Origin of the sequence: Escherichia sp. E.sYA108 (assembly GCF_011754335.1) — a bacterium.
Taxonomy (GTDB): domain Bacteria; phylum Pseudomonadota; class Gammaproteobacteria; order Enterobacterales; family Enterobacteriaceae; genus Escherichia; species Escherichia coli.
This window is the reverse complement of record NZ_JAAQVZ010000001.1, coordinates 1789978-1815862: the sequence shown is the minus strand read 5'-3', so window position 1 is coordinate 1815862 and position 25885 is coordinate 1789978. Positions and strand designations below refer to the sequence as shown.

18 protein-coding genes and 1 pseudogene are annotated in these 25885 nt (G+C 50.4%); 11 read left to right on the top strand and 8 right to left on the bottom strand.

Annotation, left to right across the window (positions count from 1 at the left end; genetic code table 11):
- Positions 1 to 11: 11 nt before the first annotated feature.
- The 4 genes from HBM92_RS08525 to apbC all read right to left on the bottom strand — a co-directional run bounded on the left by HBM92_RS08525 (position 12) and on the right by apbC (position 3256).
- Entirely contained in the window at positions 12 to 686 is a 675-nt protein-coding gene (locus HBM92_RS08525; protein WP_000677332.1) for a fimbria/pilus periplasmic chaperone, read from the bottom strand.
- An 80-nt stretch (positions 687 to 766) separates the two neighbouring features.
- Positions 767 to 1309 (bottom strand): fimbrial protein, encoded by a 543-nt coding sequence (locus HBM92_RS08520; RefSeq protein WP_000830479.1) that lies wholly within the window; start codon positions 1307 to 1309, stop codon positions 767 to 769.
- Between the two features lie 293 nt (positions 1310 to 1602).
- A complete protein-coding gene (locus HBM92_RS08515) occupies positions 1603 to 1884 on the bottom strand; it encodes a YehE family protein (protein ID WP_001046487.1) in 282 nt (93 codons plus the stop codon).
- Between the two features lie 262 nt (positions 1885 to 2146).
- Entirely contained in the window at positions 2147 to 3256 is a 1110-nt protein-coding gene (gene apbC, locus HBM92_RS08510) for an iron-sulfur cluster carrier protein ApbC (RefSeq protein WP_001005448.1), read from the bottom strand.
- 131 nt (positions 3257 to 3387) lie between these two features.
- On the opposite strand from apbC, the gene metG reads away from it, so the two are divergent.
- The 9 genes and pseudogenes from metG (at position 3388) to HBM92_RS08465 (ending at position 21094) form a co-directional block, all read left to right on the top strand.
- Entirely contained in the window at positions 3388 to 5421 is a 2034-nt protein-coding gene (metG, locus tag HBM92_RS08505) for a methionine--tRNA ligase (RefSeq protein WP_001350700.1), read from the top strand.
- 140 nt (positions 5422 to 5561) lie between these two features.
- On the top strand, positions 5562 to 9350 hold the full coding sequence (locus tag HBM92_RS08500) for a DUF4132 domain-containing protein (RefSeq protein WP_001215659.1): 3789 nt from the start codon (positions 5562 to 5564) through the stop codon (positions 9348 to 9350).
- 9 nt (positions 9351 to 9359) lie between these two features.
- Positions 9360 to 12992, top strand: a complete 3633-nt coding sequence (gene yehI / locus HBM92_RS08495; protein ID WP_000356797.1) for a DUF4132 domain-containing protein YehI — start codon at positions 9360 to 9362, stop codon at positions 12990 to 12992.
- 60 nt (positions 12993 to 13052) lie between these two features.
- Positions 13053 to 13369, top strand: a pseudogene (yehK, locus tag HBM92_RS08490) (protein YehK).
- Positions 13370 to 14000: 631 nt separating this feature from the next.
- Entirely contained in the window at positions 14001 to 15089 is a 1089-nt protein-coding gene (locus HBM92_RS08485) for an ATP-binding protein (protein ID WP_001443078.1), read from the top strand.
- Positions 15090 to 15099: 10 nt separating this feature from the next.
- Positions 15100 to 17379: a DUF5682 family protein gene (locus tag HBM92_RS08480; protein ID WP_001294404.1), complete on the top strand. Its 2280-nt coding sequence runs from the start codon at positions 15100 to 15102 to the stop codon at positions 17377 to 17379.
- Positions 17372 to 18508 carry a vWA domain-containing protein gene (locus tag HBM92_RS08475; protein ID WP_001305166.1) on the top strand — a complete coding sequence of 379 codons (1137 nt, stop codon included), beginning with the start codon at positions 17372 to 17374 and terminating at the stop codon, positions 18506 to 18508. The genes HBM92_RS08480 and HBM92_RS08475 overlap by 8 nt, the downstream gene beginning before the upstream one ends.
- Positions 18505 to 20508, top strand: coding sequence for an SWIM zinc finger family protein (locus HBM92_RS08470; protein WP_001327380.1), 2004 nt, complete (start codon positions 18505 to 18507; stop codon positions 20506 to 20508). Before HBM92_RS08475 ends, HBM92_RS08470 begins: the two co-directional genes overlap by 4 nt.
- A gap of 124 nt (positions 20509 to 20632) precedes the next feature.
- Positions 20633 to 21094 carry a YehR family lipoprotein gene (locus tag HBM92_RS08465; RefSeq protein ID WP_001296231.1) on the top strand — a complete coding sequence of 154 codons (462 nt, stop codon included), beginning with the start codon at positions 20633 to 20635 and terminating at the stop codon, positions 21092 to 21094.
- Positions 21095 to 21134: 40 nt separating this feature from the next.
- On the opposite strand, the gene HBM92_RS08460 is transcribed toward HBM92_RS08465, so the two are convergent.
- The 3 genes from HBM92_RS08460 to btsS are packed head-to-tail and all read right to left on the bottom strand — an operon-like array spanning position 21135 to position 24053.
- Positions 21135 to 21605 (bottom strand): DUF1456 family protein, encoded by a 471-nt coding sequence (locus tag HBM92_RS08460; protein ID WP_001295430.1) that lies wholly within the window; start codon positions 21603 to 21605, stop codon positions 21135 to 21137.
- A gap of 46 nt (positions 21606 to 21651) precedes the next feature.
- Positions 21652 to 22371 (bottom strand): two-component system response regulator BtsR, encoded by a 720-nt coding sequence (gene btsR / locus HBM92_RS08455; protein ID WP_000598641.1) that lies wholly within the window; start codon positions 22369 to 22371, stop codon positions 21652 to 21654.
- Positions 22368 to 24053, bottom strand: a complete 1686-nt coding sequence (gene btsS / locus HBM92_RS08450; protein ID WP_001295431.1) for a two-component regulatory system sensor histidine kinase BtsS — start codon at positions 24051 to 24053, stop codon at positions 22368 to 22370. The genes btsR and btsS overlap by 4 nt, the downstream gene beginning before the upstream one ends.
- A gap of 221 nt (positions 24054 to 24274) precedes the next feature.
- Here btsS and mlrA point away from each other — a divergent pair, with 221 nt between their 5' ends.
- Together mlrA and HBM92_RS08440 are read left to right on the top strand one after the other, a co-directional pair.
- Positions 24275 to 25006 carry an HTH-type transcriptional regulator MlrA gene (mlrA, locus tag HBM92_RS08445; protein ID WP_001240404.1) on the top strand — a complete coding sequence of 244 codons (732 nt, stop codon included), beginning with the start codon at positions 24275 to 24277 and terminating at the stop codon, positions 25004 to 25006.
- Positions 25007 to 25065: 59 nt separating this feature from the next.
- Positions 25066 to 25173, top strand: a complete 108-nt coding sequence (locus tag HBM92_RS08440; RefSeq protein ID WP_001216963.1) for a protein YohO — start codon at positions 25066 to 25068, stop codon at positions 25171 to 25173.
- Here the strand turns inward: HBM92_RS08440 and yehW are convergent.
- Positions 25154 to 25885 (bottom strand): glycine betaine ABC transporter permease YehW, encoded by a 732-nt coding sequence (yehW, locus tag HBM92_RS08435; protein WP_000783150.1) that lies wholly within the window; start codon positions 25883 to 25885, stop codon positions 25154 to 25156. The genes HBM92_RS08440 and yehW overlap by 20 nt on opposite strands.

The following is a 25885-nucleotide window of genomic DNA, read 5'->3' as shown; positions in this document are numbered from 1 at the left end:
AGCTCCTGCAATTAAATTTTGTCACTAATATAATTGCCATGGTCATCGATAATGGTCAGATGCCAGTTATTTGCATTATTACTTTTGACATTAACACTCTGACTTTCTAAGGGGGCAATCATAATAGTTTCATAATTGACTTTGACATTATTAGCTTTGACATCCGAAATCGTCACCCAATTAGCTGAGTCATTTTTTATCACCAATCCATTGCCACTGCGATTTACCAGTAACTTTTTAAAGGTCACTTTATTTACCGGAGCAATACCCGCTGGTCGGTAAAACAACTTAATTCTGTTTTGCATCGCAAACTTCAGTGCATTCTTACCTTCTTGTTCTGGACTATTTGGTGGAATATCCAGAACATTCAGATAAAAAATACTCTCTTTATTAGTGGGTAGTTTATTCGGCATAATTTTAATTTTTACTTGCTGCCCGGAATTTGCCCCTATTTTTGCCACTGGTGGCGTTAACATGAAAGGAACCTGAATTTTTTCTGGTGGTAATGACGTATCGCCATCATCAATCCACGCCTGCATCAGCGAAGAACGGTTTCCCTGGTTCATCAACTGCACCATCACTTCTTTGTGCTCTGCCGGGTAAATAATACGCGTCCCGTAGATAACAATACCGGCATGTGCAGGAAGGACCATAGAAGAAATGAGTAAAGCTAATAATCCTTTCATCTTAATGCCTCTTAAATTAAAAGGCCGCCATGGAGATAGCGGCCATGTTAATTAGCTGAAGAATCTTGCAATTTTATTTATTAATCCTGCGCCACACGCATAATCAGGGAAGATAACACATCACCTGAATTCACTGAGTTATCTGTCAGTTTCAGGTATTTTGCTTTAAACGGAATGGCATATTGACCGTCCGCTGTTTTATAACTCTCGATGTTGAAAGGTGCAGAAACATCCAGGACATCGCTGTTATCACCTAAATAGAGATAATAACCCACGGTATCGTTGCTACTGGCTATCGCCTTATCGTTTCCGGTTATTTTATCGTTGGTAATCAACGAGAGTTTTACACCAGCAACTTCTTTCGGACAGCTAATTTTTAACATGCTGCTGGTTACACCGACTGCACCATCATAGGTCGAGTATTTAGCTTTACCTTCAAAGACCGTAGTTGGTACAGTTGGCATATTAATACTTACTGAATCGCCACCTGCTTCGAATTTACACGGAGATTCTGCAATATTCCCTTTAATGGTTAATGTTCCGGTATCAACGTCTGCGGCAAATACCCCAGCGCTCATAAAAAAAGAAGAAAAAACAGCGGCAGCAATAATTGAACGTTTCATAATATGCTCCTTAATAAAATCTATTTTTGGTTGTTAAGAGTCTGTATCTCTTGGAAACAAATTTCTCACACCAAAAAAGTTGCCGCAATGTAAACACATTGTTTTATTGATTTAAAGCAAATTAACTATTGCAATATAAACACAACAAATACTTAAGCACATTAAATATTTATCAAATCTATTAATTAATGTGGATTTCTATAAATGGTATTATTAATATCAATAAAAAAAGCTTAAATCATTCATGTAAATGATTTAAGCTTTCTAAATCTGATTAAAACCAGGGTGGCAAATTAATCGTAGCGATTTAACACGATTCGACGTTTGCTATCGCTATCTGCAGCAATCACTTCCGTCGTTACACCTTTAACTGGCGAAGAAACCTGATGACGGGTATCAACATTATACGTTAACTGACCACAATGCTGTTGAGGTTGACCATTAACCATAGCCATACTGCATGTCGGGGGACTGATCCTACCATTAATCGTTAATGTGGCAGTTTCTGAAGAGAACGCGGGAGAAGCCAATCCATAGGCAAGAAAAATAATTCCTGACAGCCAGTACTTATTCATTGAACGTTATCCCTGTAGTAAAGGTTATGCCTGGAAAGAATGAGTGCATAACAAACTATAGCTGTACATCCACTACACAGCCACGAAGGATGATAATGAAGCATCGCCGGTACGATCAATCGACTTTGTAGAGTTTCGGACGAAGGTCCGCAGAATATTCGCAGCATTAAATAAGTGTTCATTAATGCGGCAAAAACAAATACACCGCATCAATGTAACATCTCTGCGGTGTATGAAGAATAATCAGAATGGTTAATACGCGTTAGACCGCGCGGAAGGAAATCTCGCCTGGAATGACTTCACCCTGCCAGTAGAGCTGAGCTGCAACGCGGTCAGCCAGCTGGCGGTAGATAGCGGTAAATTCGCTCTCAGGACGGCTGATAACCGTTGGCGTGCCTTTATCGAGATCCTCACGTAAGGAGATGTGTAACGGCATCTGCCCCAGCAGCTGCGTGTGGTATTTCTCGGCCAGTTTCTCTGCACCACCGGTACCGAAAATCGGTTCATGGTGACCACAGTTACTGCAAATATGCACACTCATGTTCTCGACAATACCGAGCACCGGAACCTCGACTTTCTCGAACATCACAATGCCTTTTTTCGCATCGATCAACGCGATGTCCTGCGGGGTGGTGACCACGACTGCACCGGTTACTGGAATGTTTTGTGCCAATGTCAATTGAATGTCACCGGTACCTGGCGGCATATCAAGCACCAGATAGTCGAGATCCGGCCACAAGGTTTCCTGCAACATTTGCATTAACGCCTTGCTCGCCATTGGGCCACGCCACACCATCGCATTGTCGTCTGTCACCAGATAACCAATTGAATTAGTTGCCAGGCCATGAGACATAATCGGTGCCATATGGGTACCGTCCGGCGAAGTTGGACGCTGATTTTCTGCGCCCAGCATGGTAGGGATTGATGGGCCGTAGATATCGGCGTCCAGAATGCCGACTTTCGCCCCTTCCGCCGCCAGTGCCAACGCCAGGTTTACCGCCGTGGAGGATTTACCCACGCCACCTTTACCGGAACTGACCGCGATAATGTTCTTCACGCCGTTAATTCCCGGCTGATTCTTCACGCGTTTCAGAGTGGCTATGTTATGCGACAGTTTCCAGTCGATAGCTTTCGCTCCGGTGATGCGCAGCAGTTCGGCGCTACATTGCTCTTTTAACTCTTCGAACGCGCTATGCCAGACGAATGGCATAACCAGTTCCACATGCAGCGTGTCGTCCATCCAGGCGACATGGTGCAACGCTTTCAGCGTTGTGAGGTTATGCTTCAGGGTTGGGTGCTGAAAATTGGCCAGTGTCCCGGCGACCATTGCGCGCAAGGCTTCTGGTGATTTGGCCTGGGATTGTTCGTTCATCCCGACTCCTTTTTTGTATAGATAAACCATCAGCTGATAGTTTACCTGAAGAATATAGAGAAGTACTTACTTAACATTTTCCCATTTGGTACTATCTAAGCCCTTTTCACTATTAAGAAGTAATGCCTACTATGACTCAAGTCGCGAAGAAAATTCTGGTGACGTGCGCACTGCCGTACGCTAACGGCTCAATCCACCTCGGCCATATGCTGGAGCACATCCAGGCTGATGTCTGGGTCCGTTACCAGCGAATGCGCGGCCACGAGGTCAACTTCATCTGCGCCGACGATGCCCACGGCACGCCGATCATGCTTAAAGCTCAGCAGCTTGGTATCACCCCGGAGCAGATGATTGGCGAAATGAGTCAGGAACATCAGACTGATTTCGCAGGCTTTAACATCAGCTATGACAACTATCACTCGACGCACAGCGAAGAGAATCGCCAGTTGTCAGAACTTATCTACTCTCGTCTGAAAGAAAACGGTTTTATTAAAAACCGCACCATCTCTCAGCTGTACGATCCGGAAAAAGGCATGTTCCTGCCGGACCGTTTTGTAAAAGGCACCTGCCCGAAATGTAAATCCCCGGATCAATACGGCGATAACTGCGAAGTCTGCGGCGCGACCTACAGCCCGACTGAACTGATCGAGCCGAAATCGGTGGTTTCTGGTGCTACCCCGGTAATGCGTGATTCTGAACACTTCTTCTTTGATCTGCCCTCTTTCAGCGAAATGCTGCAGGCATGGACCCGCAGCGGTGCGTTGCAGGAGCAGGTGGCAAATAAAATGCAGGAGTGGTTTGAATCTGGCCTGCAACAGTGGGATATCTCCCGCGACGCGCCTTATTTCGGTTTTGAAATTCCGAACGCGCCGGGCAAATATTTCTATGTCTGGCTGGACGCACCGATTGGCTATATGGGCTCTTTCAAGAATCTGTGTGACAAGCGCGGCGACAGCGTAAGCTTCGATAAATACTGGAAGAAAGATTCCACTGCCGAGCTGTATCACTTCATCGGTAAAGATATCGTTTACTTCCACAGCCTGTTCTGGCCTGCCATGCTGGAAGGCAGCAACTTCCGCAAGCCGACCAACCTGTTTGTTCACGGCTATGTGACGGTGAACGGCGCGAAAATGTCCAAGTCTCGCGGCACCTTTATTAAAGCCAGCACCTGGCTGAATCATTTTGACGCCGACAGCCTGCGCTACTACTACACCGCCAAACTGTCTTCGCGCATTGATGATATCGATCTCAACCTGGAAGATTTCGTTCAGCGCGTGAATGCCGATATCGTGAACAAAGTGGTTAACCTGGCGTCCCGTAACGCTGGCTTTATCAATAAGCGTTTTGACGGTGTGCTGGCAAGCGAGCTGGCTGACCCGCAGTTGTACAAAACCTTCACTGATGCCGCTGAAGTGATTGGTGAAGCGTGGGAAAGCCGCGAATTTGGTAAAGCTATCCGTGAAATCATGGCGCTGGCTGACCTGGCTAACCGCTATGTCGATGAACAGGCTCCGTGGGTGGTGGCGAAGCAGGAAGGTCGCGATGCCGATCTGCAGGCGATTTGCTCAATGGGCATCAACCTGTTCCGCGTGCTGATGACTTACCTGAAACCGGTACTGCCGAAACTGACCGAGCGCGCAGAAGCATTCCTCAATACAGAACTGACCTGGGATGGTATCCAGCAACCGCTGTTGGGCCATAAAGTGAATCCATTCAAGGCGCTGTATAACCGCATCGATATGAAACAGGTTGAAGCACTGGTGGAAGCATCCAAAGAGGAAGTAAAAGCCACAGCCGCACCGGTAACTGGCCCACTGGCTGACGACCCGATTCAGGAAACCATCACCTTTGACGACTTCGCCAAAGTTGACCTGCGCGTGGCGCTGATTGAAAACGCAGAGTTTGTTGAAGGTTCTGACAAACTGCTGCGCCTGACGCTGGATCTCGGCGGTGAAAAACGCAATGTCTTCTCCGGCATTCGTTCTGCTTACCCGGATCCGCAAGCACTAATTGGTCGTCACACCATTATGGTGGCTAACCTGGCACCACGTAAAATGCGCTTCGGTATCTCCGAAGGCATGGTAATGGCTGCTGGTCCTGGTGGGAAAGATATCTTCCTGCTAAGCCCGGATGCCGGTGCTAAACCGGGTCATCAGGTGAAATAATCCCCCTTCAAGGCGCTGCATCGACAGCGCCTTTTCTTTATAAATTCCTAAAGTTGTTCTCTTGCGATTTTGTCTCTCTCTAACCCGCATAAATACTGGTAGCATCTGCATTCAACTGGATAAAATTACAGGGATGCAGAATGAGACACTTTATCTATCAGGACGAAAAATCACATAAATTCTGGGCGGTGGAGCAACAGGGAAACGAGTTGCATATCAGTTGGGGAAAAGTTGGTACCCAAGGGCAAAGCCAGGTAAAAAGTTTTGCTGATGCTGTGGCAGCGGAAAAAGCGGAGCTGAAGCTGATTGCGGAGAAGGTGAAGAAGGGATATGTGGAGCAAGCGAAGGATAATTCTTTGCAACCTTCCCAAACGGTAACGGACTCTCTCAAGGTAGCGGACTTATCCACCATTATTCAGGAACAACCCTCTTTCGTAGCAGAAACCCGTGCGGCTGACAAAAATACAGATGCTGTTTTACCGTGGCTGGCGAAAGATATTGCTGTCGTTTTTCCGCCCGAAGTTGTACACACCACGTTAAGTCATCGCCGCTTTCCCGGAGTTCCTGTTCAGCAAGCAGACAAATTGACCCAATTACGTCGCTTAGCCTGTAGTGTGTCGCAACGGGATAATACAACAGCCACATTTGACTTCAGCGCCTGTTCTTTAGAATGGCAAAACACCGTCGCCCAGGCGATCAGTCAGATCGACGACCTGAAAACAACACAGCTACCATCACCCGTAATGGCTGTACTCACGGCACTTGAAATGAAATGCACAAGATATAAAGAGCGTGAGGATGTTATGGATCAGATTATTCAGGAAGGCGGTCTGGAATATGCTACTGATGTAATAATACATCTTCAACAAATATCTATTGAATGGGATTATGTCAACAATAATATTGTTTTCCTGTCGTCTGGCATTTCACCTGATTATTTGCAGCAATATTCCAGCTTTGAATTACGCCTACGTAAACATTTATCACTGGCGGAAGAGTCTCTCTGGCAAAAATGTGCACAAAAACTTATTGCCGCAGTTCCACATATTCCAGAATGGCGGCAACCATTAATTGCTTTGTTATTGCCCGAAAAACCAGAAATTGCACATGAAATTGCCCAGCGTCTACTGGGGCAAAAGAAATTACCCTCGCTGGAGTGGCTAAAAATAGTGGCGACTGATGAGCACATTCTTGCCTCATTAGAAAAATATCACGAGCCATATGCCATTTTTGATGATTACTATTGTGGTGCGATATGGTCAGCCACCGTATTACAGGAGCAAGGTGTTGCGGCCCTGCCCCGATTTGCTCCCTATGTCGCAAGTGACTACTGCGCCGATGTGTTGCGTCATATCAATCATCCGTTCGCATTAACACTGCTTATACGTGTAGCAGGGCATACTAAACGCTGTCACGATCGAATGACGAAAGCCTGCGCTGCGTTCCCACACGCAGCACTGGCAGCACTGGCGGAACTTCTAGTGCAAAAAGAAGAGAATAGTTGGCGCATTATGCTAATGACGATGCTTATCTCGCAACCGACACTAGCAGAACAGGTCATTCCCTGGCTTTCGACACCCGCAGTTGCAGTGCTGAAATCATGCCAGCAACAACTGACACAGCCCTCAAACCATGCCAGCGCCGATCTACTGCCGGCCATAGTAGTCTCCCCACCATGGCTTTCGAAAAAGAAAAAATCGCCGATTCCGGTGCTGGATTTAGCACCGCTCAACCTCGAATCCATATGCACAATAACCGACACAGAAGCTAAAGAGTTTCAAACTCATTGGGACTGGGAACCGCATAAGCCAGGTGAAGGTGCTAAAAATTTCCTTTACTCGCTGGGGTATCGCCGCTGGGATTTTGACACATATAAATATATCGGCGCTTCTGACTCGGCAATTGACGCATGGGAACGTGAGGACTTCGCTACACTCATCCAAATGTTTAAAGCCCACCATGCACCGTATCAGGGGGAGTGGCATCTCAACTCACTTCCCTTTTTACCTATGCAAAAAGCGATTAAGCTATGGGAATTTCTCAGCAAAGAGCCGCATACCGCGATAAAACCAGTCATGCTTTATTTGCGACTGGCAGGTATGAGTGGTTTTCTACACTCGTTTTCACGCTACCCTCAAGAAGGTTTTGCGGTTGCTAATTATTTTGCCGCAACGGAACTGGCTCCTGCCGTCGCCCGCGCCTTCAACAAACTCAAAACATTACGACAAGACGCCAGTAGCTGGCTGCTGAAATACCCGGAACACGCCATTACCGGCCTGCTGCCTGCAGCGCTCGGCAAAGCCAGTGAAGCACAGGACAACGCCCGTGCTGCCTTGCGTATGCTTACCGAAAACGGTCATCAGCCATTGCTGCAAGAAATCGCCCGGCGTTATAACCAGCCGGAAGTAACCGATGCGGTGAACGCTCTACTTGCGCTCGATCCCTTAGATAATCACCCGACAAAAATCCCCACTCTTCCGACCTTTTATCAGCCATCGCTCTGGACGCGCCCGTTATTAAAAGCAAACGCCCAATCACTGCCTGATAGCGCACTCCTCCACCTCGGTGAAATGCTCCGCTTCCCTCAGGAAGAGGCACTGTATCCGGGATTATTGCAGGTGAAAGATGCCTGTACCACCGACTCACTGGCTGAATTTGCCTGGGATCTGTTTACCGCCTGGCAGACCGCTGGCGCGCCGTCGAAAGAGAGTTGGGCGTTCACTGCGTTAGGCGTTCTCGGTAACGATGACACCGCCCGCAAACTGACGCCTTTGATTCGCGCCTGGCCTGGTGAATCCCAGCATAAACGCGCCACCGTCGGGTTGGATATTCTCGCTGCTATCGGTAGTGATATCGCCCTGATGCAGCTTAACGGCATCGCCCAGAAACTGAAATTCAAAGCATTACAGGAGCGGGCAAAAGAAAAAATTGCCGACATTGCCGAGAGCCGCGAACTCACGGTGGCGGAGCTTGAAGATCGGTTAGCACCGGATCTCGGTCTGGATGATAATGGTTCGTTGTTGCTGGATTTCGGCCCACGCCAGTTCACCGTCAGCTTTGATGAAACCTTAAAACCGTTTGTGCGTGACGCTTCCGGCAGTCGTCTGAAAGACCTGCCCAAACCAAACAAAAGCGATGATGAATCACAGGCGAACGATGCTGTTAACCGCTACAAATTGCTGAAAAAAGATGCGCGTACCGTCGCCGCCCAGCAGGTAGCAAGGCTGGAATCCGCCATGTGCCTGCGTCGCCGCTGGTCACCGGAAAACTTTCAGCTCTTCCTGGTTGAGCATCCGCTGGTCCGCCACTTAACCCGCCGTCTGATTTGGGGCGTTTATAGCGCCGAAAACCAGCTACTGGCTTGCTTTCGCGTAGCGGAAGATAACAGCTACAGCACCGCTGACGATGATCTTTTCACCCTGCCGGAAGGCGATATCTCTATTGGTATTCCTCACGTTCTGGAAATATCACCGACGGATGCTGCCGCCTTCGGGCAGCTTTTTGCCGACTACGAACTGTTACCACCGTTCCGCCAGCTTGATCGTAACAGTTACGCGCTGACAGAAGCCGAGCGCAACGCCAGCGAACTGACACGCTGGACAGGCAGAAAATGCCCGAGTGGTCGGGTAATGGGGCTGGCGAATAAAGGCTGGATAAAGGGCACCCCGCAGGATGCTGGCTGGATCGGCTGGATGATCAACCCCCTGGGCCGCTGGTCGTTAATCATGGAAATCGATGAAGGTTTTGCGGTAGGCATGTCGCCAGCCGAACTGAGTGCCGAGCAACTCTTAAGCAAGCTGTGGCTATGGGAAGGCAAAGCGGAAAGCTATGGCAGGGGGAGTAATTCAACACAGGAAGCGCAGTTCTCCGTACTCGATGCCATCACCGCCAGCGAGCTAATTAACGATATTGAAGCCCTGTTTGAATAAGGAAAGAGCATGGACAAGGAATTACCGTGGCTGGCGGATAACGCCCAACTGGAACTTAAATATAAAAAAGGCAAAACACCACTCAGCCATCGCAATTGGCCAGGCGAACCGGTGCCTGTTATCACTGAAAGCATCATTCAGACACTGGGTGATGAATTGCTACAAAAAGCAGAGAAGAAAAAAAACATTGTCTGGCGTTATGAAAACTTTTCACTGGAGTGGCAGTCCGCCATCACGCAGGCCATCAACTTGATCGGCGAACACAAACCCTCAATCACGGCCCGGACAATGGCGGCGCTAGCCTGTATCGCGCAAAATGATAGCCAACAGTTGCTCGACGAAATCGTCCAACAAGAGGGGCTGGAATATGCAACTGAGGTGGTGATTGCACGCCAGTTTATTGTACGGTGTTATGAGAGTGATCCTCTGGTAGTAACATTGCAGTATCAGAACGAGGACTATGGCTATGGTTATCGCTCAGAAACCTATAACGAATTCGATCTCCGATTACGTAAGCATCTCTCTCTGGCAGAGGAAACCTGCTGGCAGCGTTGCGCCGACAAACTCATTGCCGCACTGCCAGGAATAACCAAAGTTCGCCGCCCTTTTATTGCTCTGAACCTCCCGGAAAAACCCGAAATCGCCAACGAGCTGGTAAGCCTTGAATGTTCGCAAACTCATTTTCGCTCAAAAGAGTGGTTAAAAGTTGTTGCTGATGACCCTAAGGCGGTGAAAGAACTCGCACGCTACTGGAGCCAGGATATATTTAGCGATCGAGAAGCCAGCTACATGTCGCATGAAAACCACTTCGGTTACGCGGCCTGCGCTGCCCTTTTGCGCGAACAAGGACTGGCAGCCGTTCCGCGCCTCGCGATGTATGCACATAAAGAAGATTGCGGCAGTCTGCTGGTACAAATTAACCATCCGCAAGTCATCCGCACCTTGCTACTGGTGGCTGATAAAAACAAACCCAGCCTGCAACGTGTGGCTAAATACAGTAAAAACTTCCCCCATGCGACGCTCGCCGCACTGGCAGAACTGCTGGCGTTAAAAGCCCCCCCTGCGCGCCCTGGTTATCCCATCATCGAAGACCAAAAGCTGCCTGCACAGCAAAAAGCACGTGATGAATACTGGCATACGCTGTTACAAACGCTGATGGCATCGCAGCCACAACTGGCAGAAGAGGTGATGCCGTGGTTAAGTACTCAAGCCCAGGCAGTGGTGAATGGTTATTTATCGGCATCGCCAAAACTTGCTTTCGAGAGTACTCATAGCAACGACCTGCCAGAAATACTTGTTTCTCCACCGTGGCGAGGTAAGAAAAAAACGGCATTGCTGCGCCTTGATTTAGTGCCTCTTGAATTAGCGCCCAAAGCCCGCTGGCAACCAGGCGAACGAGAGAGACTTGCCGCCACAGAGTCTGCCCGTTATTTCAGCACGGGATCTTTTACGGAACGCATGGAACGAAAAAGTGGTCGAGTTGTACTACAGGAGCTAGGTTTTGGGGATGATGTATGGCTGTTCCGGAATTATATACTGCCCGGCAAACTGGATGCGGCGCGCAAATCATTAGTGGGTCAGTGGCATTACTCCCCGCGCAGAGTAGAGGAAATCAACAATGGCTGGCACTCCACGGAAGCAAAATCAGCCGAACAGGCGCTTCGTTCCGGCGACGTTGAAGCGTTAATTAACACCTGGGAAAATGATAGCTACTCACGTTATCGTCCGGAAAAGAGTGTCTGGAACCTGTATTTATTGGCACAGTTGCCGCGTGAGATGGCTTTGACTTTCTGGCTGCGTATCAATGAGAAAAAGCATCTGTTCGCGGGTGAGGACTATTTTCTCAGTATCCTCGGGTTGGATACATTACCTGGCCTGTTATTGGCTTTTTCACATCATCCAAAAGAAACATTTCCGTTAATTTTAAATTTCGGCGCAACAGAACTGGCCCTGCCCGTTGCCCGCGTCTGGCGACGTTTCGCGGCGCAGCGTGATCTGGCTCGCCAGTGGATTTTACAATGGCCGGAACATACGGCTACTGCACTTATCCCTCTTGTCTTTACAAAACCCAGCGATAATAGCGAAGCTGCATTACTTGCCCTGCGTTTACTGTATGAACAAGGGCATGGCGAATTACTGCAAACCGTGGCAAACCGCTGGCAGCGTACAGATGTATGGCCTGCCCTGGAGCAATTACTTAAACTGGGTCCAATAGAAATTTACCCGGCACGTATTCCAAAAGCTCCTGATTTCTGGCATCCGGCAATGTGGTCCAGGCCGCGCCTTATCAAGAATAATCAGCCTGTTACCGATGACGCTCTGGAAATTATCGGCGAAATGCTGCGCTTTACCCAGGGCGGACGTTTTTATGGCGGACTGGAACAGCTGAAAACGTTTTGCCAGCCGCAAACGCTGGCAGCTTTTGCCTGGGATCTTTTCACCGCGTGGCAACAAGCTGGAGCCCCCGCAAAAGACAACTGGGCATTTCTGGCGTTAAGTCTCTTTGGTGACGAAAGCACGGCTCGGGATCTGACGACACAGATCCTCGCCTGGCCACAAGAAGGCAAATCTGCCCGTGCTGTCAGTGGCCTGAACATCCTTACCCTGATGAATAATGATATGGCGCTGATACAGCTGCACCATATATCCCAACGGGCGAAATCCCGCTCCTTACGTGATAACGCGGCGGAATTTCTTCAGGTGGTCGCAGAAAATCGCGGGCTAAGCCAGGAAGAGTTAGCGGACAGATTAGTCCCAACACTGGGTCTTGATGATCCGCAGGCGTTGATTTTTGATTTTGGTCCACGGCAATTTACCGTTCGCTTCGATGAAAACCTCAACCCGGTTATCTACGATCAACAAAACGTTCGCCAGAAAAGCGTTCCCCGGTTGCGCGCCGATGACGATCAACTGAAAGCCCCCGAGGCACTGGCCCGACTAAAAGGGCTAAAAAAAGATGCCTCTCAGGTGAGCAAAAACCTGCTCCCGCGTCTTGAAACTGCCCTGCGCACCACCCGACGCTGGTCGCTGGCAGATTTTCATTCTCTGTTTGTTAATCATCCCTTTACCCGCCTGGTTACCCAGCGATTAATATGGGGGGTTTATCCGGCAAATGAACCGCGTCGTTTACTCAACGCCTTTCGTGTGGCCGCAGAGGGGGAGTTCTGCAATGCACAAGATGAGTCCATTGACCTGCCTGCAGATGCTCTGATTGGCATTGCCCACCCGTTAGAAATGGCAGCAGAAATGCGCAGTGAATTTGCACAGCTTTTTGCCGATTACGAAATTATGCCGCCTTTTCGCCAGTTGGCGCGGCGCACGGTGCTGCTCACACCTGACGAGTCAGCCAGTAACAGCCTGACTCGCTGGGAAGGTAAATCCGCTACCGTTGGTCAACTTATGGGAATGCGATACAAAGGCTGGGAGTCAGGCTATGAGGACGCATTTGTCTATGACTTAGGTGCGTACCGGCTGGTCCTTAAGTTTTCACCCGGCTTTAACCACTACAATGTTGATAGCAAAGCGCTAATGAGCTTCCGTTCTCTTCGGGTTTACCGTGACAATAAATCCGTCACTTTTGCCGAACTTGATGTGTTTGATTTGAGTGAAGCGTTAAGCGCACCCGACGTTATTTTCCATTAAAACACAGCGGGCAGTGATGCAACTGCCCGTTATCAACACGACCTACCAGCGGGGGAAGCGATGATCGTGCAAAAAGAGCTGGTTGCTATTTACGATTATGAGATCCCTGTACCTGAAGAGCCGTTTTCTTTCAGACTTGAAATCCATAAATGCTCTGAATTATTTACAGGTTCCGTCTATCGACTGGAGCGATTCCGGCTACATCCAACATTTCATCAACGTGATCGAGAAGATGCCGACCACTAATAAATGATGCGTTGATTTATACAAGAGATGAGTTTATTGATGAGCGGAAATTACGAGGTGAATCACATGAAACTGTAATAGCAATTTTTAATTGTGAACTACAGAATATATTCAACCAAGAAATAGAATAATATACTCATCATACTTCAAGTCGCAGCATATGCAACTTGAAGTATGGCGAGTAAAGCTTTATTAAAGGGGGAAACGGTATTCCCCCTTAGATGCGTTTCAATTTGCCCGTTACTTCAACAAATCAATCAACCGTAACAGAGCCACTAATAGCTCCAGTACAGCAATGAGCACGGTTAACTTTTGTGTCAGCGTGTCCATCCGCTCTCCTTATTAAGGAGCGCAACACCAGCACCTTACCCTTACACTGCCTGTCGATACTGGTTTACGTATGTTGGACCACGATGTTGCACTCCGGATCAGGGCACCACCTACAGCACCACCCGTCCGGTAGCCAGGACTTGAAATTGGTTCGATCCGGCGCAACCTCCCAACAGTCAGGATTATAAATCTCATTATCTTAATTGCAACGGGGTCCAGCGGTGGTTATAATTCGTTCGTTGGAACACGATGTTGCACAGGCTGCGGTGTTAGGCCTGAAAGTAGTAAATAAAAGAACCTGCCTCACCAGCAGGTTTTTTTATTTTTTGCGATCTGCTTTCCAGATATTTTCCGCTCAAACAACTAATGCGCCAAACAGTTATTGCGCGTAAAATATCGTTTATTTCATTAATACATTTCAGGGATGAATATATGTCACCGCAGAATAATCACCTGCAGCGTCCGCCTGCTGCTGTGTTATACGCCGTTGAACTGGCAAAATTAAAACAAAATGATAACGCACCTTGCCCGCCAGGTTGGCAGTTAAGTTTGCCTGCGGCCCGTGCTTTTATCCTTGGCGACGAAGCGCAAAATATTAGCCGTAAAGTGGTGATTAGTCCCTCTGCTGTCGAACGCATGTTAGTCACTCTTGCCACCGGGCGCGGTTTGATGTTGGTGGGGGAACCGGGGACCGCAAAATCTCTCCTGTCTGAATTACTGGCAACCGCTATTAGCGGCGATGCCAGGTTAACCATCCAGGGCGGCGCATCTACCACCGAAGATCAAATCAAGTACGGCTGGAACTACGCCCTGCTTATCAATCATGGTCCGTCAACGGAAGCGCTGGTTCCTGCCCCGCTTTACCAGGGAATGCGCGACGGCAAAATCGTCCGTTTTGAAGAGATAACGCGTACACCGCTGGAAGTGCAAGACTGTCTGTTAGGTATGCTTTCTGACAGGGTGATGACGGTGCCGGAACTCACTGGTGAAGCCAGCCAGCTCTATGCACGGGAAGGCTTTAATATTATTGCCACTGCCAATACGCGCGATCGCGGCGTCAATGAAATGAGTGCCGCGCTAAAGCGTCGCTTCGATTTTGAAACTGTCTTTCCGATTATGGATTTCGCCCAGGAGCTGGAGCTTGTCGCCAGTGCTTCGGCGCGTTTGCTGGCCCATAGCGGCATTCCGCATAAAGTGCCTGACGCGGTACTGGAGTTACTGGTCCGCACCTTTCGCGATCTGCGTGCCAACGGCGAAAAGAAAACGTCAATGGATACACTAACAGCGATTATGTCCACCGCTGAAGCCGTGAACGTGGCCCACGCGGTGGGCGTCCGCGCCTGGTTTTTAGCGAATCGAGCAGGTGAGCCAGCCGATCTGGTGGACTGTATTGCCGGAACCATCGTCAAAGATAACGAAGAAGATCGCGCGCGCCTGCGCCGTTACTTCGAACAGCGTGTCGCCACACATAAAGAAGCTCACTGGCAGGCTTATTATCAAGCCCGCCACCGCCTGCCGTGAGGAAAGATGCATGAGCGAGCCGTTAATTGTCGGCATCCGGCATCATAGCCCGGCCTGCGCCCGGCTGGTGAAATCGTTAATCGAAAGCCAGCGGCCACGATACGTATTGATTGAAGGCCCGGCTGATTTTAATGACCGGGTAGACGAACTGTTTTTAGCCCACCAGCTTCCGGTAGCTATTTACAGTTATTGCCAGTATCAGGACGGTGCGGCCCCCGGGCGTGGTGCCTGGACGCCATTTGCTGAATTTTCGCCGGAGTGGCAGGCGCTACAAGCCGCTCGTCGTATTCAGGCACAAACTTACTTCATCGATTTGCCTTGCTGGGCGCAGAGTGAAGAAGAGGACGATTCGCCTGATACGCAAGAGGAAAGCCAGACCTTGCTGCTGCGTGCCACCCGCATGGATAACAGCGACACCCTGTGGGATCACTTGTTCGAAGATGAAAGCCAGCAAACTGCATTACCCTCTGCGCTGGCGCACTATTTTGCACAACTGCGGGGCGATTCCCCCGGAGATGCTCTCAATCGTCAGCGCGAAGCCTTTATGGCCCGCTGGATTGGATGGGCGATGCAGCAAAATAATGGCGACGTGTTAGTCGTCTGCGGTGGCTGGCACGCTCCGGCACTGGCAAACATGTGGCGCGAATGCCCGCAGGAAATTAACAAGCCAGAATTGCCCTCGCTGGCAGATGCCGTTACTGGTTGTTATCTCACACCCTACAGTGAAAAGCGCCTTGATGTGCTGGCAGGATACCTTTCCGGAATGCCTGCCCCAGTCTGGCAAAACTGGTGCTGGCAGTGTGGCTTACAGCAGGCAGGTGAACAACTGCTGAAAACGGTTCTTACCCGTTTGCGCCAGCACAAATTGCCCGCTTCTACCGCTGATATGGCTGCAGCTCATCTGCATGTGATGGCACTGGCACAGTTGCGCGGCCATACACTACCTCTACGCACTGACTGGCTGGATGCCATAGCTGGCTCGCTGATTAAAGAAGCCCTGAATGCGCCGTTGCCATGGAGCTACCGCGGAGTTATTCATCCCGATACCGATCCGATTCTGCTAACGTTGATAGACACATTAGCGGGTGACGGATTCGGTAAACTTGCCCCCTCGACGCCACAGCCACCTCTGCCAAAAGATGTCACCTGCGAACTGGAACGTACCGGAATCTCTCTTCCGGCGGAGCTTACCTTAAATCGCTTTACCCCCGATGGACTGGCGCAAAGTCAGGTGTTACATCGGCTGGTAATACTGGAGATCCCAGGGGTTGTGCGCCAGCAGGGAAGTACACTGACACTTGCAGGCAACGGTGAAGAACGCTGGAAATTAACCCGCCCGCTTAGCCAACATGCGGCATTAATTGAGGCCGCCTGCTTTGGTGCCACACTCCAGGAAGCCGCACGCCATAAATTAGAAGCCGATATGCTGGACGCGGGTGGAATCGGCAGTATCACCACATGTCTTAGCCAGGCGGCGTTAGCGGGTCTGGCGTCCTTCAGTCAACAATTACTGGAGCAACTTACATTATTAATCGCCCAGGAAAATCAGTTTGCCGAAATGGGCCAGGCGCTGGAAGTGCTTTACGCCTTGTGGCAGCTCGATGAAATCAGCGGTATGCAAGGCGCGCAGATATTACAAACGACGTTATGCGCGGCTATCGATCGCACGCTGTGGCTGTGTGAATCTAACGGCAGACCGGATGAAAAGGAGTTTCACGCTCACCTGCATAGCTGGCAAGCGCTTTGCCATATCCTGCGCGATCTACATAGCGGCGTTAATTTACCCGGCGTTTCTCTTTCTGCGGCGGTAGCCTTACTGGAGCGACGCAGTCAGGCGATTCATGCCCCGGCGCTGGATCGCGGCGCGGCTCTTGGCGCACTAATGCGTCTGGAACATCCCAACGCCAGTGCCGAAGCGGCGCTGACGATGCTGGCGCAGTTATCCCCGGCACAATCCGGCGAGGCGCTGCACGGTTTGCTGGCGCTGGCCCGCCATCAACTGGCCTGTCAGCCGGCATTTATCGCCGGTTTCAGTAGTCATTTAAATCAACTGAGTGACGACGATTTTATTAACGCCCTGCCCGATTTACGCGCGGCGATGGCCTGGCTACCACCACGAGAACGCGGGACGCTGGCGCATCAGGTGCTTGAGCATTACCAGCTCGCACAGCTTCCCATTTCAGCGCTGCAAATGCCGTTGCATTGTCCACCGCAAGCCATTGCACATCATCAACAACTCGAACAGCAGGCACTGGCATCGCTGCAACACTGGGGAGTTTTCCATGTCTGAACTGAACGATCTTCTGACCCCCCGTGAGCTACAACGCTGGCGATTAATTCTTGGCGAAGCGGCAGAAACGACGCTTTGTGGGCTGGATGACAACGCCCGGCAGATAGACCACGCGCTGGAGTGGCTGTACGGGCGCGATCCTGAACGGCTCCAGCGTGGTGAACGCTCCGGTGGATTAGGTGGCTCAAATCTCACCACCCCTGAGTGGATCAACAGCATTCACACGCTGTTTCCGCAACAGGTGATTGAGCGGCTGGAAAGCGATGCCGTGCTGCGCTACGGCATTGAAGATGTGGTGACGAATCTCGACGTGCTGGAACGTATGCAGCCTTCGGAAAGCCTGCTACGCGCCGTTTTGCACACCAAACATCTGATGAATCCCGAAGTACTGGCTGCCGCCCGCCAGATAGTGCGCCAGGTTGTTGAAGAAATTATGGCTCGACTGGCAAAGGAAGTTCGTCAGGCTTTTTCTGGTGTCCGCGATCGCCGTCGCCGCTCATTTATTCCACTGGCGCGAAACTTTGATTTCAAAAGTACTCTGCGCGCCAACCTGCAACACTGGCACCCGCAACACGGCAAGTTGTATATCGAATCCCCCCGCTTTAACAGCCGCATTAAACGCCAAAGCGAACAATGGCAACTGGTCTTACTGGTTGATCAAAGCGGATCGATGGTCGATTCGGTGATCCACTCTGCGGTGATGGCGGCCTGTTTATGGCAGTTACCCGGTATTCGTACCCATCTGGTGGCGTTTGACACCAGCGTGGTTGATCTCACGGCAGACGTTGCTGATCCGGTAGAGTTATTAATGAAAGTACAACTGGGCGGCGGGACCAATATCGCCAGTGCCGTGGAGTATGGTCGGCAACTTATTGAACAACCTGCAAAAAGTGTCATTATTCTCGTGAGCGATTTTTATGAAGGTGGGTCATCATCATTGCTGACGCATCAGGTGAAAAAGTGTGTCCAGAGCGGCATCAAAGTGCTGGGGCTGGCAGCGCTCGACAGCACCACAACGCCTTGCTATGACCGCGATATGGCCCAGGCGCTGGTTAATGTCGGCGCACAAATAGCCGCAATGACACCGGGCGAGCTGGCTTCCTGGCTTGCGGAGAATCTTCAGTCATGAATTCACTACGTCCGGAATTATTAGAACTGACACCACAGGCACTGACGGCGTTAAGCAATGCCGGTTTTGTTAAGCGCAGCCTTAAGGAACTGGAAAATGGCAACGTCCCGGAAATCAGTCATGAGAACGGCGCTTTAATCGCCACCTTCAGTGACGGTGTCCGTACCCAGCTGGCGAACGGCCAGGCACTGAAAGAGGCTCAGTGCACCTGCGGGGCCAGCGGCATGTGCCGTCATCGCGTGATGCTGGTGTTAAGTTATCAACGACTTTGTGCCACCGCCCAGCCTACGGAAAAAAAAGAAGAAGAGTGGGATCCGGCAATCTGGCTGAAAGAACTGGCTACCTTGCCCGATGCCACCCGCAAACGCGCGCAGGCGCTGGTCGCTAAAGGCATCACCATTGAGTTGTTCTGTGCGCCTGACGAAATTCCCTCTGCCCGATTACCGATGAGCGATGTGCGTTTTTATTCCCGCAGCAGCATTCGCTTCGCACGCTGTGATTGCATTGAAGGCACACTTTGCGAACATGTCGTACTGGCTGTGCAGGCCTTCGTCGAGGCCAAAACTCAGCAAGCGGAATTTACTCATTTAATCTGGCAGATGCGCAGTGAACACGTCACATCATCTGATGATCCGTTTGCCAGCGAAGAAGGCAAAACGTGTCGTCAATATGTTCAGCAATTAAGCCAGGCATTATGGCTGGGCGGGATAAGTCAACCGCCAATCCATTACGAGGCCGCTTTCAGTCGCGCGCAACAAGCGGCGGAACGCTGCAACTGGCGATGGGTGAGTGAATCGCTACGGCAATTGCGCGCCAGTGTTGATGCCTTCCACGCCCGTGCCAGCCACTACCATGCCGGAGAATGCTTACGTCAGCTTGCGGCATTAAACAGTCGATTAAATTGCGTACAAGAGATGGCGCGACGCGACAGTATCGGTGAAGTTCCTCCCATGCCGTGGCGCACGGTCGTTGGCGCTGGTATTGCCGGAGAAGCAAAACTTGATCATCTGCGGCTGGTGTCTTTAGGTATGCGTTGCTGGCAGGATATTGAGCAGTATGGTTTACGCATCTGGTTTACCGATCCCGACACAGGAAGTATTTTGCATCTTTCGCGTAGTTGGCAGAGAAGCGAACAGGAAAACTCACCGGCAGCGACGCGTCGGCTGTTTAGTTTTCAGGCTGGCGCACTGGCCGGTGGGCAAATTATTTCACAAGCAGCAAAACGCAGTGCCGATGGCGAGCTGCTGTTAGCTACCCGCAACCGCTTAAGCAGCGTTGTGCCGCTGTCGCCTGATGCCTGGCAAATGTTGAGCGCACCGTTGCGCCAGCCGGGCATTGTGGCTTTGCGGGAATATTTACGCCAGCGTCCCCCCGCCTGCATACGACCAATCAACCAGGTCGATAACTTATTTATTCTGCCGATAGCGGAGTGTATTTCGCTCGGTTGGGATAGCAGCCGCCAGACGCTGGATGCGCAGGTAATCAGCGGCGAAGGGGAAGATAATGTGCTGACGTTATCCCTTCCGGCATCTGCCTGTTCTCCTTTTGCCGTTGAACGCATGGCGGCGCTTTTGCAACAAACAGACGACCCCGTGAGTCTGGTTTCTGGCTTTGTCAGTTTTGTAGAGGGGCAATTGACACTGGAACCACGGGTGATGATGACAAAAACCCGCGCCTGGGCGCTGGACGCAGAAACTGCGCCTGTGGCACCGCTACCTTCTGCCAGCGTTCTGCCTGTGCCGCCTACCGCTCATCAGTTGCTGATGCGCTGCCAGGCGTTACTTATTCAACTGCTCCATAACGGCTGGCGCTATCAGGAACAGAGTGCTATTGGTGAGGCAGAGTTGCTGGCGAATGACCTCACCGCGGTGGGTTTTTATCGGCTGGCACATGTGTTGGGACAATTTCGTAATACAGAAAGCGAGGCACGGGTAGAAGCAATGAATAACGGTGTTTTGCTTTGCGAACAATTATTCCCCATGCTTCAGCAACAAGGATGAAATAGTGCTTTTTATTAAGAGTTCTACTCCTGTTCCGGACTGCTCACGCCACAGTATTAGGCATATCCTATATAGCCCCTGGTGAGAGTCACCAGTTCCTTGATTAAATAAAATGGAGTTTTACATGAAGGCTTTCAATAAGCTGTTTTCCCTTGTTGTTGCATCTGTTCTGGTTTTCTCTCTTGCTGGCTGCGGTGACAAAGAAGAATCAAAGAAATTCAGCGCCAATCTGAACGGCACTGAAATTGCCATTACCTATGTCTACAAAGGTGACAAGGTGCTTAAGCAATCTTCTGAAACCAAAATTCAATTTGCCTCCATTGGTGCAACCACCAAAGAAGATGCCGCCAGGACACTTGAGCCGTTAAGCGCTAAATACAAAAACATCGCGGGTGTTGAAGAAAAATTAACCTATACCGATACCTACGCGCAGGAAAACGTGACTATTGATATGGAAAAAGTGGATTTTAAAGCCCTGCAGGGTATTTCAGGAATCAACGTTTCTGCTGAAGATGCTAAAAAAGGTATCACTATGGCGCAAATGGAACTGGTGATGAAAGCCGCTGGTTTTAAAGAAGTGAAATAATCTGTCGGCGGCCATGTTTCGCATGGCCGCCATACCCGTCTTAGCTTTTCTTCACATGCTGGCGCGCTGCCAGTCCACGCAGAAAATAACGTAAAAATTGATCGCCGCATTCGCGGAAGTTTTTATGATCCGGTGCACGCATCATCGCCGTAATTTCCGGCATCGATACGCGGAACTGCTGTTCGGTGAGGATTGCCAGAATGTCATCGGTTTTAAGCGAAAACGCGATGCGTAATTTTTTCAGCACGATGTTGTTATTAATGCGACGTTCCGGCTCCAGTGCCGGAGCAGACTCATCCTTGCCGCGTTTTTCATAAATCAGGCCATTGAGGAATGAAGACAAAACAATGTCCGGACAACGCTGAAAACCCTCTTCGTCTTCTTTACGTAGCCAGACGGCGATCTGTTCCGCGGTGGCTTCGACATTACCCAGCGCCAGAATACGCACCAGGTCATTATTATTGGCTTTCAAAATGTAGCGCACGCTGCGCAGAATATCGTTACTTAGCATGAGGCCTTCAGGTGTTGATGAGGCAAAAAGCCATTTTAGCAGTCTTTTACAGGCCAATCGCCTCTTTTAAGCTTTTCAGATAACGGCGGCTGACCGGCACGGTTAAGCCATTACGCAAAATCAACTCGGCCTGGCCGTTATCTTCCAGACGGATCTCCTGTAAATGCGCGAGGTTAACCAGATACTGACGATGGCAGCGCAGTAGTGGGGTACGACTTTCCAGGGTACGTAATGTCAGTTCGGTAAAGCCCTCTTTCCCTTCGTGACTGGTAACGTAGACACCGCTCATCCGACTGCTGACAAATGCCACATCTTTCATTTGCAGCAAATAAATCCGACTATGCCCCGTACAAGGGATAAATTTCAGCGCCTGTTGATTTTCCGGTAACAACGAAACATCCTGCTTGCTGCGCTCCTGACGCAATCGCGCCAGCGTTTTCTCCAGTCGCGCTTCATCAATTGGCTTCAGCAGATAATCAAAGGCATGTTCTTCAAAGGCTTTAATGGCGTATTCGTCAAACGCGGTGAGAAAAACAATATACGGGCGATGTTCCGGGTCGAGCATCCCCACCATTTCCAGACCACTGATGCGCGGCATCTGGATATCGAGAAACAGCACATCCGGGCGCAGTTTATGCACCGCGCCGATCCCTTCTACGGCGTTTGAACACTCTCCAACGATTTCAATATCGCTCTGCTCCTGCAAAAATACGCGCAGGTTCTCCCGTGCTAACGGTTCATCATCGACAATTAAGACTTTAATCATGCCTCGTCCCTCCATGGTAGTCGTAACGTTATTCGGGTGTAACTATCAGGCTCACAGGCGACGCTTATCCCATAGTCATCGCCAAACCGTTCACGTAAACGCTTATCCACCAGATTCATCCCCAGCCCACTGGCATTGGTTACCGGTTGATACAAACCGGCATTGTCTTCGATCTCCAGCATCAAATGTTGCCCCTCACGTCGGGCGCTGATTGCCACTCGCCCTGTATCCAGCAGTTGTGATGTCCCATGTTTAATGGCGTTTTCCACTATCGGTTGCAGGGTAAACGCGGGCAATTGCTGCTGGGATAATTCTTGCGGAATAGCAATGTTGACCTGCAACCGCGACTGGAAGCGCGCCTTTTCAATTTGCAGATAAGCGTTCACATGTTCAATTTCGTCGGCGAGAGTAACAAACTCCGAAGGCCGCTTTAAGTTTTTGCGGAAAAAAGTGGAAAGATACTGCACCAGCTGGCTGGCCTGTTCGCTGTCGCGGCGGATCACCGCTTTAATGGTGTTAAGCGCATTAAACAAAAAATGGGGATTCACCTGGGCGTGAAGCAGTTTGATCTCTGACTGGGTGAGCATCGCTTTTTGCCGCTCATATTGCCCGGCGAGGATCTGCGCCGAAAGCAGTTGCGCAATCCCCTCGCCCAACGTGCGGTTGATTGAACTGAATAAACGGTTTTTGGCTTCATACAATTTGATGGTACCCATCACTCGCTGATTTTCACCACGCAACGGAATGACCAGCGTCGACCCCAGTTTGCATTGCGGATGCAAAGAGCAACGGTAAGGCACTTCGTTGCCATCAGCGTAGACCACTTCACCGGTTTCAATCGCTTTTAAGGTATAAGTCGAAGAAATTGGTTTGCCGGGTAAATGGTGGTCGTCACCAATTCCGGTAAAGGCCAGCAATTTCTCTCGATCGGTAATCGCGACTGCACCAATATCCAGCTCCTGATACAGCACCTGTGCCACTTTCATGCTGTTCACTTCGTTAAACCCCTGGCGCAAAATGCCTTCCGTCGAGGCCGCCACTTTCAGCGCAGTGGCAGAAAAAGCCGAAGTGTATTTTTCAAACATCGCGCGTTTATCGAGCAATATACGCATAAACAACGCCGCGCCGACGGTATTGGTGACCATCATTGGCGCAGCAATATTACTCACCAGACGCACCGCATCTTCATAAGGTCGGGCGATCGCCAGGATAATCAACATTTGCACCATTTCAGCGACGAACGTGACGGCACCGGCGGTAATGGGGTTAAAGACTTTATCAGTGCGCCCGCGACGGATCAGGATGCTGTGTACCAGGCCACCGAGCAATCCTTCAACGATGGTCGAGATCATGCAACTTAGCGCGGTCATGCCCCCCATCGAATATCGATGTAACCCGCCGGTCAGACCAACCAGCCCACCGACGACCGGACCGCCGAGTAAGCCGCCCATTACCGCACCTATCGCACGGGTATTGGCAATAGAATCGTCAATGTGCAACCCAAACCAGGTGCCCATGATGCAGAAGATGGAAAAGACGATGTAGCAGAGAAATTTATGCGGCAGACGAACCGTGACCTGCATTAACGGTATGAATAATGGCGTTTTACTCATTAACCACGCAATGACTAAAAAAACGCACATCTGCTGAAGCAGCAGCAACACCAGATTAAAATCGTACATACCCGCAAACCACACTTCCCTTTAAAACGCGTAACATACATTGCTTGCGTTTAACTTTCTTTGAACTCTTGCAGAAAAATGAGAATTCGTGAGTACGATCACTCAAAATCGCCTGGCAAAAATAAAATCACCCTATAGATGCATAAAAAACGGGCAAAACTACCTGGTTCGCAAAACTGCGTCTAAAGTTAAACCGGGACCTCGCGAGCAAGGGTGAGACGATGGCGCTTTACACAATTGGTGAAGTGGCGTTGCTTTGTGATATTAACCCTGTCACGTTACGCGCGTGGCAGAGGCGTTACGGATTGCTGAAACCGCAACGGACAGACGGCGGTCATCGGCTGTTCAACGATGCCGATATTGACCGGATCCGCGAGATCAAACGCTGGATCGACAACGGCGTGCAGGTCAGCAAAGTAAAAATGCTGCTCAGTAATGAAAATGTTGATGTGCAGAACGGCTGGCGCGATCAGCAAGAAACATTACTGACTTACCTGCAAAGCGGCAATCTGCATAGCCTGCGAACGTGGATCAAAGAGCGCGGTCAGGATTACCCCGCCCAGACACTCACCACACATCTGTTTATTCCTCTGCGCCGACGGCTTCAGTGCCAACAACCGACTCTCCAGGCGCTGCTGGCGATCCTCGACGGCGTACTGATCAACTACATCTCTATTTGCCTGGCTTCGGCGCGCAAAAAACAGGGTAAAGATGCACTGGTGGTTGGCTGGAATATTCAGGATACCACTCGTCTGTGGCTGGAGGGCTGGATTGCCAGTCAACAAGGATGGCGCATTGATGTCCTCGCCCACTCGCTCAATCAACTACGCCCTGAACTGTTCGAAGGCCGTACATTGCTGGTATGGTGCGGTGATAATCGAACCTCCGCCCAACAGCAGCAACTCACCAGTTGGCAGGAACAAGGCCATGATATTTTCCCACTCGACATTTAATGATTCGTTAACAAATACGCTTTACTGTACAATCCTTTCGTTAACATAAGGAGTGCATTATGCGCATAGCTAAAATTGGGGTCATCGCCCTGTTCCTGTTTATGGCGTTAGGCGGAATTGGTGGCGTCATGCTCGCAGGTTATACCTTTATTTTGCGTGCTGGCTGAACGCCTGCACCAGCCTTTCAAACAGGCGGTCTGCGATGATCGCCGCCAGTGCCACCAGTAACGCTCCCTGGATCACATACGCGGTATTAAATCCGCTAAGCCCGATGATGATCGGCGTACCCAGCGTGTTGGCCCCTACCGTTGAGGCGATCGTCGCCGTGCCAATGTTGATAATCACCGAAGTTCGTACACCCGCCAGAATCACCGGAGCTGCCAGCGGTAGCTCGACCTTACGCAGTCGCTGACCACGACTCATTCCCATACCTTTCGCAACTTCTGTCACGCTGGCATCAATCGCTCCCAGCCCGGCAAGTGTCGCCTGCAGGACGGGCAGCACGCCGTAAAGGATCAAGGCGATAATCGCTGGTTTCAGACCAAAGCCGATCACCGGAACGGCAATCGCCAGCACCGCGACGGGCGGAAAAGTCTGCCCAACGGCGGCAATAGTTTCCACCAGTGGGCGAAATTCCGCACCCCACGGGCGAGTGACAGCAATTCCGGCACCAGTACCAATGATCACCGCAAACAAACTCGAAATTCCCACCAGCCAGAAATGAGCCAGTGCCAGAGCTGCAAAGCTTTCCTGCTGATAAACGGGTCGTGGCAGTTGTGGGAACAAGGCAGCAAACAGCGGCTGGCTGTAAGGCAGCCAGAAAATCAGCGCCACAAACAGAGCAATCAGCCAGAACAGCTGATCGCGCAACATCTTCAT